At 70.2% G+C, this 14321-nt stretch carries 12 protein-coding genes and 1 tRNA gene; 2 read left to right on the top strand and 11 right to left on the bottom strand.

Annotated elements, in window-relative coordinates; all coding sequences use genetic code 11:
* Positions 1 to 110: 110 nt before the first annotated feature.
* The 4 genes from AXA68_RS13110 to malA form a co-directional block, all read right to left on the bottom strand.
* Positions 111 to 317 carry a hypothetical protein gene (locus tag AXA68_RS13110; protein WP_066417621.1) on the bottom strand — a complete coding sequence of 69 codons (207 nt, stop codon included), beginning with the start codon at positions 315 to 317 and terminating at the stop codon, positions 111 to 113.
* 122 nt (positions 318 to 439) lie between these two features.
* Complete coding sequence (locus tag AXA68_RS13115; RefSeq protein ID WP_066417623.1) at positions 440 to 973, bottom strand: DUF5815 family protein; 534 nt, start codon at positions 971 to 973, stop codon at positions 440 to 442.
* 80 nt (positions 974 to 1053) lie between these two features.
* Positions 1054 to 3276, bottom strand: a complete 2223-nt coding sequence (locus tag AXA68_RS13120) for a CDC48 family AAA ATPase (RefSeq protein ID WP_066417625.1) — start codon at positions 3274 to 3276, stop codon at positions 1054 to 1056.
* 229 nt (positions 3277 to 3505) lie between these two features.
* Positions 3506 to 5494 (bottom strand): alpha-amylase MalA, encoded by a 1989-nt coding sequence (gene malA / locus AXA68_RS13125; protein ID WP_066417627.1) that lies wholly within the window; start codon positions 5492 to 5494, stop codon positions 3506 to 3508.
* A gap of 307 nt (positions 5495 to 5801) precedes the next feature.
* Between malA and larC the strand changes: the two genes are divergently transcribed.
* Together larC and aspS are read left to right on the top strand one after the other, a co-directional pair.
* Entirely contained in the window at positions 5802 to 7163 is a 1362-nt protein-coding gene (larC, locus tag AXA68_RS13130) for a nickel pincer cofactor biosynthesis protein LarC (RefSeq protein ID WP_066417630.1), read from the top strand.
* Positions 7164 to 7315: 152 nt separating this feature from the next.
* Entirely contained in the window at positions 7316 to 8620 is a 1305-nt protein-coding gene (gene aspS / locus AXA68_RS13135) for an aspartate--tRNA(Asn) ligase (protein ID WP_066417632.1), read from the top strand.
* 14 nt (positions 8621 to 8634) lie between these two features.
* On the opposite strand, the gene AXA68_RS13140 is transcribed toward aspS, so the two are convergent.
* The 7 genes from AXA68_RS13140 to AXA68_RS13170 all read right to left on the bottom strand — a co-directional run bounded on the left by AXA68_RS13140 (position 8635) and on the right by AXA68_RS13170 (position 14315).
* Positions 8635 to 9597 carry an ATPase gene (locus AXA68_RS13140; RefSeq protein WP_066417634.1) on the bottom strand — a complete coding sequence of 321 codons (963 nt, stop codon included), beginning with the start codon at positions 9595 to 9597 and terminating at the stop codon, positions 8635 to 8637.
* Positions 9594 to 9920 (bottom strand): DUF5827 family protein, encoded by a 327-nt coding sequence (locus tag AXA68_RS13145; RefSeq protein ID WP_066417636.1) that lies wholly within the window; start codon positions 9918 to 9920, stop codon positions 9594 to 9596. The genes AXA68_RS13140 and AXA68_RS13145 overlap by 4 nt, the downstream gene beginning before the upstream one ends.
* Positions 9921 to 10065: 145 nt before the next feature.
* Positions 10066 to 10665 carry a superoxide dismutase gene (sod, locus tag AXA68_RS13150; RefSeq protein ID WP_066417639.1) on the bottom strand — a complete coding sequence of 200 codons (600 nt, stop codon included), beginning with the start codon at positions 10663 to 10665 and terminating at the stop codon, positions 10066 to 10068.
* A gap of 247 nt (positions 10666 to 10912) precedes the next feature.
* Positions 10913 to 10996, bottom strand: a tRNA-Ser gene (locus AXA68_RS13155).
* 64 nt (positions 10997 to 11060) lie between these two features.
* Positions 11061 to 11519: a PaaI family thioesterase gene (locus tag AXA68_RS13160; protein WP_066417641.1), complete on the bottom strand. Its 459-nt coding sequence runs from the start codon at positions 11517 to 11519 to the stop codon at positions 11061 to 11063.
* A 226-nt stretch (positions 11520 to 11745) separates the two neighbouring features.
* Entirely contained in the window at positions 11746 to 12639 is an 894-nt protein-coding gene (locus AXA68_RS13165; RefSeq protein WP_066417644.1) for a hypothetical protein, read from the bottom strand.
* Positions 12636 to 14315, bottom strand: coding sequence for a sensor histidine kinase (locus AXA68_RS13170; RefSeq protein WP_066417646.1), 1680 nt, complete (start codon positions 14313 to 14315; stop codon positions 12636 to 12638). The genes AXA68_RS13165 and AXA68_RS13170 overlap by 4 nt, the downstream gene beginning before the upstream one ends.
* Positions 14316 to 14321: the final 6 nt, after the last annotated feature.

Consider the following 14321-nt stretch of genomic DNA (forward strand, 5'->3'; position numbering starts at 1 on the left):
ACGAGTGAGCGACGGACACGCGGAACTCCCGTGGCCGCCGCTCCCGGTCGTGTGGAGTCGTCCGGAGTCGTGTGGAGTCGTCCGGGATCGTCCGTGGGGCGAGCCGACCGCTACGTGTTCAGCTCGTAGCGGTACGGCTGCCCGGCTATCACGTCCACTTCGCCGCGTTTCGCCCACCGTCCCAACACGGTCGCGACCCGATGCGGGCTGTCGATCCCCTCGGTCTCCTCCAAGAGCGCCAGGATCTCCCGCGCCGTCAACGGCTCCTCGGCGTCGGCGAGCACACCGCGGATCCGCTCGTACTCGTGGGTGTGCATGTGTCTTACGTACGGCCGCCGAGGGTATAGGTTTCAGTGAGACAGGAGTCGGACGCACGTCCGACACAGGGACTCGCTACCGCGGAATCCGTTCGGTTCGCTGCCGCCGGCTCCGAGGCGGATCAAGCGTACGGGTCCTCGGCTTCGAGGTCGCGTTCCGCGCGATACTGCTCGACGAACTCGCTCACGTCGAACTCCATCATCTCCCGCTCGAACTCCGAGAGGGCGTCGTCGTCCTCGGCGTGGCTCACGGCGTGTTCCATCAGCTCGACGACGAGTTCGACGATCACCTCGTGGAGCCGACGGGAGTCGAAGTCCGACACCCACACCATCGCGTAGCCGACCTCGCCGTCGCCGCTGGCGTCGTGTGTGACGACCGACTCGGGGAACTCCTCCAGGACGACCCCGAGGAGGTGCGGCGTGTCGAACTCGGGCATCTCCTCGCTGGTCGTCTCTATCGCCTCCCGGAGGACGTCGACGAGGAACTCGGGGAGGAAGCGCTCCGGCGGGTGGACGTCCATCACGACCGCGTGCGTCTCGCCGCAGGCGCACTCGAACTCCCGCATCCCGAGGTCCAACTCGCCGAGACCGACGGTCTCGCCACACGGGAGCTCGAGCGCGTGGTCGTCGTCGCCGGGAACGCGCGGCTGGGCCATGTCCCGTCTTGGCCGCTGCGGCGGTTAAAAGGCGCGGAAGCGGGACGGGCCGCGTTGACAGGGGAGGACGGCCGGGACCCCTACTGGAACCCGACGCGGCCGCCGGTGTCCCGGAGCGCGTCGCGGCCGCCGCCCTTGAACTCGCGTTCGACCTCCTCGTAGTAGGACATGATGTCCTCGGTGATCGTCGGCCGGACCGACTCCATCGCCCGACGGAAGTGTTTCATCTCCACCTCCTCCGCGTCGTCGTCGTCCCGAAGCGCCTCGATGGCGGCCTCGCGGGCGATCCCCTCGAGGTCGGAGCCGACGTAACCGTCGGTGATCTCCGCGACCTCCCGGAGGCTGACGTCGGGCGCGAGCGGGGTGTCGTCGGTGTGGATCTCGAGGATCCGCTCGCGACCCTCCTGGTCCGGCTGGCCGATCATCACGAGCCGGTCGAACCGGCCCGACCGGATCAGCGCGGGGTCGATCATGTCCGGGCGGTTGGTCGCGCCGATCACCATCACGTCGCCCATCTCCTCCAACCCGTCGAGCTCCGTCAGCAGCTGGTTGACGACCCGCTCGGAGACGTTGTTGCCCATCTCCTGGCCACGGGAGGGCGCGAGGCTGTCGAGCTCGTCGAAGAAGATCACGGTCGGGCTCACCTGCCGGGCCTTCCGGAACGTCTGCCGGATCGCCTTCTCCGACTCGCCGACCCACTTCGAGAGCAGCTGCGGTCCGCGGACCGAGATGAAGTTCGCGTTCGTCTCGTTGGCGACCGCCTTCGCCATCAGCGTCTTGCCGGTCCCCGGCGGGCCGTACAACAGCACGCCCTTCGGGGCCTCCACGCCCATCCGCTCGAACTTCTCCGGAGTCGTGAGCGGCCACTCGACGGACTCTTGAACCTGCTGTTTCGCGTCGGTCAACCCGCCGACGTCCTCCCAAGAGACCTTCGGGAGCTCGACGAGCACCTCCCGCATCGCGGAGGGTTCGACCTCCGTGAGCGCGCCCGCGAAGTCGTCGCGTTTGACGATCATCCGGTCGATGAGGCTCGGCGGGACCTCCTCCTCGTCGAGGTCGATCTCGGGGAGGTACCGCCGGAGCGCCTTCATCGCGGCCTCCTTGGTGAGGCTCTCGACGTCCGCGCCGACGAAGCCGTGGGTCTCGTCGGCGAGGTGGTCTAAGGAGACGTCGTCGGACAGCGGCATGCCGCGGGTGTGGATCTGGAGGATCTCCTTGCGGCCGACCTCGTCGGGGACGCCGATCTCGATCTCGCGGTCGAACCGGCCGGGGCGGCGGAGCGCCGGGTCGACGCTGTCGACGCGGTTGGTCGCGCCGATGACGACGACCTGCCCGCGGGTCTCGAGCCCGTCCATCATCGTCAACAGCTGGGCGACGACGCGGCGCTCGACCTCGCCCGTCACGTCCTCGCGTTTCGGCGCGATGGAGTCGAGCTCGTCGATGAAGACGATCGACGGCGACTCCTCCTTCGCGTCCTCGAAGATCTCGCGGAGCTGCTGTTCGGACTCGCCGTAGTACTTCGAGATGATCTCCGGGCCGGCGATCGAGAAGAACGAGGCGCTGGTCTCGTTGGCGACCGCCTTCGCGAGCAGGGTCTTCCCCGTGCCCGGCGGGCCGTGAAGGAGCACGCCCTGCGGGGGCTCGATCCCGAGCTTCGAGAAGATCTGCGGGTGTTTCATCGGGAGCTCGACCATCTCGCGGACGCGCTGGATCTCCGACTGGAGTCCGCCGATGTCCTCGTAGGTGATCCCGCTGCCGGTCTTCTCGAACCCGGAGATCGGCTCCTCGCGGAGTTCGACCTCGGTGTCCTCCGTGATCAGACAGACGCCGTCGGGCTCCGTCTCGACCGCGATGAGCGGGATCGCCTGGCCCGGCGAGCGCATGAACGGGTGGTTCGTCGAGGACATCACGGGGACGATGTCGCGCTCGACGACCGGGCGCTTGAGGATCTGCCGTTTCACCATGCCGGCGGCGTCCGAGCCGAACTGGACGGACGCCTCCTCGGGCGGGGCCAGAACGAGCTTGTCAGCCTTCTCCGCCTCGGCCTTCCGGATGGTGACGCGCTCGCCGATGCCCACGTCGGCGTTCTGGCGGGTGAACCCGTCGACGCGGACCGTGTCGGTGTTCCAGTCCTGCCGGTCGGCGCGCCACACCTTCGCGGCGGTCGTCTCCGCGCCCTCGATCTCGATGATGTCGCCGGGCGAGAGCTTGAGGTGGAGCAGGGTGTCGGGGTCGAGCCGCGCGATGCCGCGCCCCGAGTCGTTCGGGTACGCCTTCGCCACTTCGAGTTGGACTTCGTTCATGGTTCCTCGCGGGGGATAGCCGTACCTGCACCCGGTTCGGGAATAAGCCTGTTGCTCCGAGGGGTCCCTCCCGTCGATCGGACGGTCCGTGGTCCGTCCGCGATGAGGTGTGCCATCTTATCGCATGGTATAGTCTCCGCGTTTAAAACCCCGTCGTCACCGTGCGTTTTCGCCGGGGAGCCGGGACACGTCGGTCGGCGAGGCGGCGTCCGCCGGCCGGGTCGATCGGTCAGTCCGCGACCGCGAAGACCCCGACGTCCTCGACGGTCAGTCCCTCGGCCGCCGCCCGCGACTCGCCGGAGACGAGGTCGGTCGCGTCGACGGTCTCGTCGACCCCGACCACGGCGGCCTCGGAGCCGAAGTTGAGCAGCACGACGTAGCTCGCCGCCTCGCTCTCGCGCGTGAAGGCCACGACGTCGTCGGGGTCGGCCGTCCCCGCCGTCTCGTAGTCGACGCGGCCGAGGTCGCCGGCTGATCCGAGGACCGGATGCGCCTCGCGGAGCGCGAGCAGGTCGTCGTAGTGGTCGCGGATCTCCTCGCGGGCGTGGTCCCACGCGAGCGGGTCGCGGTTGCCGCGCTGGCCCAGCTCCTGGCCGCCGTAGAGCATCGGGATCCCCGGGAGGGTGAACAGCGCGCCGGCGGCGGCCTTCGCGGCGTCGTCGCCGCACTCGACGAGGTACCGCGTCTCGTCGTGGTTCTCCAGATAGAGCATGAACGCGGCGTGGTCCGGGAAGCCGGAGCGCGCCCGGCCCTCTATCGCGTCGAGGACCGAGTCGGCCGGCTCGTGGCCGCGCCCGACCTGCCGGAGGGTGAAGTACAGCGTGGTGTCGAAGTGGACGTCGAACATCCCCTCGTGGAAGTCGGCGATGTAGGGGATGGTCTCGTCGAGCAGCAGGAACTCCGAGTCCCGGGCTTTGAGCCGCTCCCTGAGTTCCTTCCAGAACGACTCGGGGACCGCCCACGCCATGTCACACCGGAAGCCGTCGGCGACCGCGGCCCACGTGTCGGCGGCGTCGAGGAGGTGCCGGCGGACCTCGAGGCTGGTGAAATCGAAGTTGGCGATGAGCTCCCAGTCGAAGTAGGTGCCCGGCTCGCCCGACTCCTGCCACTCGTAGCGGTCGCGGTACGGCGAGTCCGGGTTCCGGTAGGCGTCCTGGAACCACTCGTGGTCGCGCGCGGAGTGGTTCAACACGAGGTCGAAGAGCACCTTCATCCCCCGGTCGTGGGCCGCGTCGACGAACGCCTCGTAGTCCTCGCGGTCGCCGAGGTCGTCGGCGATGGAGAAGAAGTCCGTGATGTTGTAGCCGTGGGGCGCGCCGTCGTGTTGGAGCACCGGCGTGAGCCACAGCGTGTCCACGCCGAGCTCCTCGAGGTAGTCGAGCCGCTTCTCGAGCGCCTCGAAGGTGGTCTCGGCCTCGTCGTCGTCGGCCGCGTAGCCGCGGACGTAGATCTCATAGAGCGTGGCGTCCGTCGCCCACGCCGGCGGGTCGTTGAGCCGAGTGACGCCGACGTCGTCGCCGTCGCCGAGCCGGTCGACGCTCACCGCGTCGGCGACGCTGTAGCTCGCGCCGACGGCGACGCCGTGGACGCGGACCCGCTCGTCGATCGCCACGAGCGGGATCCGGAGCTCGCGCTCGCCGACGGTCACGTCGCCGCGGGTCACGCCGTCGCGGTCGTCGAGGAGGAACTCCACGCCGAGGTCGCTCGCGTCCCGCGACGAGTCCGGGTGCGGTGTCGGGGTCGCGCGGACGACCGCCTCCTCGCCCTCGATCTCGGCGTCGAGGCGCACCCGCGGTCTGCCGTCCTCGTGCTCCGGGGACTGCTCTCGCGCGCCCGAACCGGACCCGGAGACGAGACCGCTTTCGCCGCCGCTCCCGCGGGCGGATCCGCTCCGTCCGCCGTAGCCGCTCTCCCCGCTGTAGCCGCTCCGGCCGGCGATCCCGGCCCCGCCGGCTCCCTCGCCGGTGGGTCTGTGGTCGCTCGGGAAGGCCCGGACCGTCAGGTGATGGCGTTCCGCGGGCGTCTCCAGCGTGATCCGGTACCGGCCGGGCGTGTCCGGAACGAACTCCTCGACCGCCCCGTCGCCGACGGTCGCCTCGCTCGCGATCGGTGCCTCGGTGACCGTCCACCGGTAGGTGGCCTCGGGGTCGGGGTCGCGTGGCGCTAACTGTACCGCGTCGCCGACGGCGGCGAACTGCGGCGGGCCTGGGTGGTCCATCGTTACTTCCCGACTCGGCCACTTCGGGCTTAGGTGTTCGGAAACCACAGCGATCGGACATACTGAACGTCCCTGACAGACGGACGCGGCCAGAGTGACCTCTCCCGGCGTGTCGTCGACGTTCCCTCGTCCCGGATCGTTCTCGGTATCTGATTGATATCCCGTGTAGTGGCCGCCGATCCCTCCCGAACCCCGAGTGAGCCCTCCCCCCGAGTCCGACCCGCGGTCGGGGAGACGTCGACCGGGCGCGCGGATCGGGGCGTCCGAGTGGGACGGCTCTTTATCCGTCGGCTGCGTGCGTGTTCGCATGCGCACGCTCGCTTTCGACGGTCGGACCGGCGCGGCCGGCGACATGATCTGTGCCGCGCTGATCGCGGCCGGTGCCGACGCCGCGGTGCTCCGGCCGGTCGAGGAACGGCTCCCCGTCCGCTACGAGGTCGGCGAGACGACGAAAAACGGGATCCGGGCGACGACGGTCGACGTGCTCCTCGAGAACGACGGCGGCGACGACGGCGACGGCGATCACTCTCACGGGCACGACCACGACCACTCACACTCTCACGACCACTCTCACGACCACGACCACGAGCACACCCATGCCGAGGGGGCCGGCGTCCACCGGACCTATCCGGAGGTCGTCGAGGTCGTCGAGTCGATGGACCTCCCCGCGGCGGTCGAGGCGACCGCGCTCGATGCCTTCGAACTGCTCGGCCGCGCCGAGGCGTCGACGCACGGAACCGACCTCGAGGAGACGGCCTTCCACGAGGTGGGCGCGGACGACGCCGTCGCCGACGTTGTCGGCGCGGCGCTGCTCCTCGACGACCTCGACGCCGACCGCGTGGTCACGACGCCCCTGGCGGCGGGCGGCGGCGAGGTCGAGATGGCGCACGGCGTTTACCCGGTCCCGGCCCCGGCGGTCGTCGAGATCGCCGAACGCGCCGGCCTCACGCTCGTCGGCGGCCCGGTCGACCGCGAGCTCCTGACGCCGACCGGAGCGGCGATCCTCGGGGCCGTCGCCGAGGGCGTCGACGCGCTGCCGGAGCTCCGCGTCGACGGCGCGGGGTACGGCGCGGGCGACGTGACCCTCGATCGCCACCCGAACGTGCTCCGGGCGGTGGTCGGCGACGGCGGGGCAGAGACCGTCACGGCGGAGGCGCACGGGCACGGCACCGGATCCGGCGGGCTCGTCGGCGACGACATCGCGGTTCTGGAGACCAACCTCGACGACGCCACGCCGGAGGTGCTCGGCGGCCTCCAGGAGTCGCTCTCGGCGGCCGGCGCTCGCGACGTGACGATCCTGCCGACGACGATGAAGAAGTCGCGCCCGGGCCACCTCGTGAAAGCGATCTGTAAGCCGGCGGACGCGGCCGCGGTCGCGGAGCGGCTCGCCCGGGAGACCGGCACGCTGGGCGTGCGACAGGCGGGCGCGAGCCACCGCTGGATCGCCGAGCGCGCCTTCGAGACCGCGATCGTCTCGGTCGATGGGGTCGACCACGAGGTGGCGGTGAAGGTGGCCTCGACCGCCGACGGCGACGTCTACGACGTGAGCGCCGAGTACGACGAGGCGGCCGCGGTCGCCGCCGAGACGGACCTCCCCGTCCGCGAGGTGCTCCGCCGCGCGGAGTCGCGCGTCCGCGGCGACCTCGCCGACGGCGACGCGGACGAGTGAGCCGGAGGGGTCGGCGGTGCGGACGGGTGAGCCCGCGGGGGGCTTCCGGATCCGCGAGTACGACCGGGTGACCGACGCGAGGACGCCGGAACCTCGACGGAAAGACGACAGGCCTATGACCGACGCCCGGCCACTCGGAGGTAAGTCACCCTATGATCGAGCGTATTCACACGTCGGAGGTCGACCCGGAGGCGGACGAGGTCGCGATCGCGGGCCACGTCCACGAGATCCGGGACCTCGGCGGCCTGGTGTTCCTCATCGTGCGCGACCGCGAGGGACTCATCCAGGTCGTCTTCAAGGAGGAGCGGGAGCCGGAGCTGTTCGAGGCCGTCCAGGACGCGAACTCCGAGGACGTCGTCCGGGTCGTCGGCGAGCCGCTCGAGAGCGACCAGGCCCCCGGCGGGGTCGAACTCGCGCCGACGGCCTACGAGGTGCTCGACGAGGCGGACTCGCCGCTTCCCCTCGAGATCTCGAAGGACGTCGACGTCGACCTCTCGACCCGGCTCGACAACCGGGCGCTCGACCTCCGGAAGCCCGAGACGCTCGCGGTGTTCTCGCTGCGCTCGAAGCTGATGACCGCGATGGAGGAGTGGTTCGACGAGGAGGGGTTCGTCGACATCAAGACCCCCCTGATCTCGAAGGGCGGCGCGGAGGGCGGCGCGGAGCTGTTCCCGATCCTCTACTACGACCGCGACGCGTTCCTCTCGCAGAGCCCGCAGCTGTACAAGCAGATCCTGATGGCCGCCGGCTACGAGGCGGTCTACGAGACCGGCACCGCGTTCCGCGCGGAGGACTTCGCGACCTCCCGACACGTCTCCGAGATCGCGATGTTCGACGTCGAACTGGCGTACATCGAGGACCACAACGACGTTATGGACGTTCAAGAGGAGTCGCTCCGGCACGCGATCCGGGCGGTCGCCGAGAACGCGGAGCGCGAACTCGACCTCCTCGACGTGGACCTGACGGTCCCGGAAGACGACTTCCCGCGGATCACCTTCGAGGAGGCGCTCGACCTCCTCGAGACGGAGTTCGGCCACTTCCCGGACGATCCGACCGACCTCGACACGAAGGGCGAGAAGCTCCTCGGCGAACACTTCGCGGAGCAGGGACATCCCGCCTTCTTCGTCGTCGGCTACCCCGACGAGAAGTTCTACTACATGCAGGACGTTGAGGGCGACGAGATCGCCTCCCGGAAGTTCGACCTCATCTACGAGGGCCAGGAGCTCTCCTCGGGCGGCCAGCGCGAACACGACGTGGAACGCATGGTCGAAGTGATGGAGGAGGAGGGCGTCGAGCAGGCGAACTTCGAGTTCTACATCGAGGCGCTGAGCTTCGGGACGCCCCCGCACGGCGGGTACGGGCTCGGGATCGACCGGCTCGTCCAGCAGGTCGCCGGTCTCGACAACATCAAGGAGGCGATCATGTTCCCGCGCGACCCGAACCGGCTGGAGCCGTAAACGCCGGAACCCGTCTATCCCTCTCTTTCGGTCGCTGCCGCCCCGAGGAGCTCCTCGTACGCCGGCTCGTATCGGTCCGCGACGATCTCGGGATCGCCGCGTTCCTCGCCGGACAACGCAGGCAGCCGAGTCGTCGCGAGCGGCTCGATCATCTCAGTCACCGTTCCCGTGTGCTCCTCGAGGCTGCCCTCCCGCGGGCTCCCGGAGGCGACCTCTCGGGCCTTGCGGTACCGGTCGGCGGCGTAGATCCGCGCCCTGCCGGGTTCGACGACGGCGACCGCGTCGTACTCGACCGACAGCGGCGCGGCGACGTCCCCGTAGGACTCCACCACGACCGGGACGGTCGCGTCCTCGACGCGATCCGCGAGCGTCTCGAACGCGGGGAGATACGCCTCGGCGGTCACCGCGTCGAGGGCGTCCACGTCGTCGACGCGGACCGCGTCGGCGATCGGGAGCCGGTCCCGGAGCCGGTCCGGGATCAGCCCCGCGTCCGCGGCCGCGCCGTTGAGCACGAACCGCGAGCCGCCCCCGTCGGCTGCGGGGGCCGTGACACGGTCACAGAGGAAGGTTCGGTCCGACTCCCCCAACATTCCGGTCCCCTCGGGCGTCGGGAGCCACAGGCGGTGGAGCGGGTTGATCGACTCCGGCGTGACCGCGCCGCGGGCGGCCGAGTCGTCGCTGCTGGCCGCGTTGCCGTCGGTGTCGCCGGAAGACGCGCCCAGCGGGCGCGTGCTCGCGGCCGCGAGCTTTCGCGCGTCCTTCCCGTACAGTCGCCCGGATCCGGCGGCGATCCGGACGTCGTCGTGGTCGAACCAGTAGTCGTTGCCGGCGCGGGGTTTCACGCCGACCGCGTCGCCGGCCCGCCGAGCGAGCGTCGCGATCAGCCCCGTCGAGAACGTGGTCTTCCCGGCGTCGACGCGTGCGCCGCCGGCGACGAGCAGCGTCGGCGGCTCTCCGCCGCGTGCGTTCGCGGTCACGATTCGTCGGCGGCCGCGTCGGCCTCGGCGGCGGCCTCTCCGTCATCCTCGCCGGCGTCCTCGGCGAGCCCGTAGTAGCCGGGACTGTCGTCGGTCGGCGGCTCGGCGACGACCATGTCGCCGGCGTGGACCATCACCCACGGGATCGCCCAGTCGATCAGCACGGCCTCGGTGTCGGCGTCGATCTCGGCGTCGGGCTCGAGCCCCTGAAGCAGCCGCCCGATCTCCGGGATCGTGTACAGCAGGTCCGGCTCGAACAGCTCGGCCGGCTCGTAGAAGTCACACGGGAACGTCTCCTCGAAGGCGGCTTTCGGTCTCGGCATGTCCGCCGGCTACGCGTGCGGGTCCGTAAACGCTGGCGATGTGCGACCTGCTCGACGAGATCGGGGCGGACGGCCGTCGCTGGCGACCGTGGCGGCTCGAAAAAACGTCGGGGTTCGACGCGCGGATCTCGCGCGGGCTGACCGGTTACTCGAACAGCTCGACGGCCTGTTCGTAGCGGGCGGCCGGCTCCTCCCAGTCGACGACCTCGAAGAAGTTGTCGACGAACTCGCCGCGGGCCGGGCCGTAGTCGTGGTAGTAGGAGTGTTCCCAGACGTCGAGCGCGAGGATCGGGTGACCGCCCCAGATCGCGCCCTGGTCGTGTTTGTCGACCACGACGTTGCGGAGTTGGTTCGAGAACGTGTCGTAGACTAACAGCGCCCAGCCGCCCGCTGCGGAGGCCGCGGCCTCGAACTCGCCCTTCCAGGCCTCGTAGGAGCCGAAGTCCTGTTCAATGCGGTCGGCGAGCGCCCCGGTGGGCTCGTCGCCGCCCTCCGGCGACATGTTCTGCCAGAACAGGTCGTGGAGGATGTGCCCCGAGGAGTTGTGGGTCACGTTGCGGATCGCGCCGCCCGACGAGGAGAAGTCGCCCTCCTCGCGGTTGGCCTCGAGCGTCTCCTCGGCCGAGTTCCAGCCGTTTACGTACCCCTGGTGGTGGGTGTCGTGGTGCCATTCGAGCACCTGCTCGGAGATGTGCGGTTCCAGCGCGTCGTACTCGTACGGAAGCGGATCGAGTTCGTAGCTCATGCTTGTATCACCTGTCTCCAACATGGACAGGAAACCTGTTAAAGATAATGCGGCACCTGATACCACACGTCACCGGACGCGAGTGTTACCGGACATCGACGAACGAGAGCGCTGCGCTCGCGGTTCAGGCCGAAAGGGAGGATCCCGCGGACGACCGCGGATCGACCAGTCCACCCGATGAATGTAACTACTATCAGTTACCTTCATTTTCGGAAACGACAGACAGCAAGACCCCGCCGCACTCGGACGGTGGGACTGGGATTCGAACCCAGGAAGCCGTGAGGCTACCGGTTTTCAAGACCGGCGCAATGGGCCACTCTGCCATCCCACCCCGATTTCACGTGTCGTGACCCCCCGACTAAGGGGTGTCGGTGTCGGGCGGTTCCGCCGACCGGTCACCGGAAGAGCCGGAACGACCCCTGTCCGACGACGACCTCCGAGGAGCCGTTCTCGGTCGTGCTCGTCACCGACATCTCGCTGACGCCGATGGAGCCGCCGGAGCGAACGACCGTCGCCTCCGCCTCGAGGTCGCCGTTCGCGGGCCGGAGGTAGTTCGTGTTGAGGTTCACTGTCGCCACGTCGCCCGAGAGCGGGTCCTCGAAGGCGGTCCGCTGGGCGAGCCCGCCCGCCGTGTCGATGAGCGTCGCCGCGACGCCGCCGTGGATCGTCCGGCCGTCCGCGTTCGTCAGCTTCCGGTCGAACGGGATCGACAGCACCATCCGCCCGCGCTCGACCACGTCGACCGACGTGTTGAGCCACGAGAGGTAGCCGTGCTCCTCCTCGATCCGGCGTTCGATGAGCGACACCGCCTCCGCGGGAAGCGGATCCATCTCCGAGACCTCTCCCTCGTCCATACCCCGGGATCGCCGCCGACCCGTTTGTATCCAGGGGATCCGCCCGAGCGACCCGGCGGTTCATACCCGATCCCGCGGCAGACCCTCCGTGAGTTGACGAACCGCCCGCGGCGGCCGAGGCGGGAGCCCGGCGCACCGCCGCGGAGCACGACCGCGAGCGCCGGCTGTTCGCCCGATGATCTCCTCGCGAGTGGACGCTCCACCTCGTCGGCCGACGGTCGAGGGCTCACCCGACGCCGAGCCGGATCGGGTCGTCGCTCGGCACGACGTCGACGGAGACGCGGTCGCCGACCGCGAACTCGTGGTCCGGACAGACCACCTTCGCGCCGTAGTCGCGGTCGCGGGCCGCGAACAGCGACAGCCCGGTGACGCGGTCCCCGTTCGCGGTCACGTCGATCGGGTTCCACTCGATCCCGCGGTCGCCGGCAACTCCGACCCGCGTTCCCCACAGCGAGACGGCCCGGCCGGCGTCGACGGCGGCGAACGCGCCGCCGCCCGCGTAGTGGGCCAGCCCGCCGTCCAGCGGAACGCCGCCGTCGCTCGCGATCGCCGCGAACCGCTCGCCCGGGTCGGGGTGCGTCGGCGCGTCCAGAACGACGTGACTCGGCCCGCGAGCGACGACGGTTCCGGTACCGTTCCAGGAAACGGCCGCGACGCTCGCGTCCACGTCGACCGGGAGCGACCCGCTCGCGCGACGCGCGTCCGTCCCCGGCGTGCGGAACCCGAGATGAACGTGGTCGTCGACCCACCGGCCGAAGAAGCCGGAGCGCGTCATCGGTCCGAGGGAGTCGCCGACCTCCACCCGATCGCCCGGCTCCACGCTCGGGGCCACGTGAAGGACGCGCGCGACAGTGCCCGGTTCCGTTCCGGTCCGCCGACACCACTCCTCGCCGAGTTCGACGACGATCAGGTGGTCCTCCGAGGCGGCGTACGATCGGTCCGGACAGCCGACGGTGTGCGTCTCCCGGACGACGCCGGAGACGGGCGAGACGCCGTCCCCGCCGGACGGATAGAGGTCGATCGCGCGCGCCGCGTCGTGTGCGGGATACGGGGAGTTGAACCGCGAGAATCGACGGTATCGAGAGAGGATTTCGGCCGGGATCCGAACCGTCGCGGTCACTCGGAGACGACCTCGATCCCGGATATCTCGAAGCACGCGCCGGCGGCCGCCTCGTCGACGACCCGGACGGACCAGCCGTGTGCGTCGGCGATGTCGCCGACGATCGCGAGCCCGAGGCCCGTGCCGTCGGCGAGCGAGACCCCTCGCTCGAAGACGCGGTCCCGTTCCTCCGGCGGGATCCCCGGCCCGTCGTCGGCGATCCGGAGGGCGACGCCGTCGTCGGTCCGTTCCGTCCGAACGCGAACGGTCACGTTCTCGCCGGCGTGCTCCACGGCGTTGCGGAACAGGTTGCCGACGAGCTGTCGGAGCCGGTCGCCGTCGGCTCTCACCGTCTCGTCCGCGCCCTCGACCACCAGGGTCGCCGACCCGGTCTCGAGGCGCGACCAGACGGTACGGACCGCCGCCTCGATCGAGACCGGCTCGACGGCGTCGACCGCCTTCCCCGCGGTCGCGAGCGAGAGGAGCCCCTCGATCAGGTCGTCCATCCGTTCGTGGGCGTCCGCGGCCCGCTCCAACGCGTCGTCACGGTCGCCGTCGGCGTGTCTCGCCAGCTCGACGGCCGCGCTCGCGGCGGCCAGGGGGTTCCGGAGGTCGTGGCTGACGACGCCCGCGAAGTCCTCCAGGCGCTCGTTCTGTCGCTCGAGCTGCCTCTCTCGGCGCTCGAGCGCCGACTGTCGGCGCTCCCGCGCGGTCACGTCCCGGAGGAGGAAGACGTGGCCGCGGTCCGTCCCCCGAGGGTCGGTGATCGGGTCCTCCTGGATGTCGAACTGGCGACCGTCGATGGTGATCGGGTGTTCGTCGCCCGACTCCAGACCGGGAAACGCCGTCGACAGCGACTCACCGACCGCGTCGTCGGGGAGGATCCGCTCCGCGGCGGGGTTGAGATCGCGGATCCGCCCGTCGGAGCCGGCCACGATCACGGGGTCCTGCATGACCTCGACCGCCGTGTCCCGCGCGACGACCGCGGCGTCGAGGGTGCCGAGCCAGAACACCACGCCGTACAGGAACACCCCGTGGACGACGAACGCCGCCGGGGTCCAGTCGACCGTCGGGTAGCTCCCGAAGTCGACGACGGTCGCGACCCCGGCGAGAAGCGGGAACAACGTTCCGAGGAGGGCGACGAACGTCTGGAGCCGGTAGCGGTTCCCGGTTCGACGGTAGAGGTCGACGATCACGAGGATCCCCGCGACGTACAGTCCGTACGCGTACAGGAGGAAGGCGATCCCCGCCGGGCCGAGCCCGGTCTCCACGAGCGTGAACGGTCCCTCGACCACCGGCTCGAAGGCGCGTCGCGCCAGCCCGTGCGTCCCGCTCGACCACGCCAGGAGGACCCAGAGGAACGACGGCGTCGAGAGCGCGACGAGCCGTCGCTCCGTCCGCCACTCGTCGCGGCCGGCGTACGCGAACGCGAACGCGACCCAGAGGACGGGCATCGCGGCGAGGAACGGCGTCGCGGCTTGGAGCGCTCCGATCATCACCAGAGGGTTCGGGCTCGCGATCCTGACGGCGTACAGGACCGCGACGACGCCGGCACACCCCAGGTAGAGCGAGACCTCGAGTCCCCCCGCCTCCTCGCGCTCCGTCCACGCGACGCGACCGAGCAGGATCCCGACGGCTCCGGCGAGCAGACAGGCGAGGAGGTACGCCTGGACCGGCAGCGCGGACGGGTCGCTCATCGATAC

It is taken from the genome of Halorubrum aethiopicum (genome assembly GCF_001542905.1).
GTDB lineage: Archaea > Halobacteriota > Halobacteria > Halobacteriales > Haloferacaceae > Halorubrum > Halorubrum aethiopicum.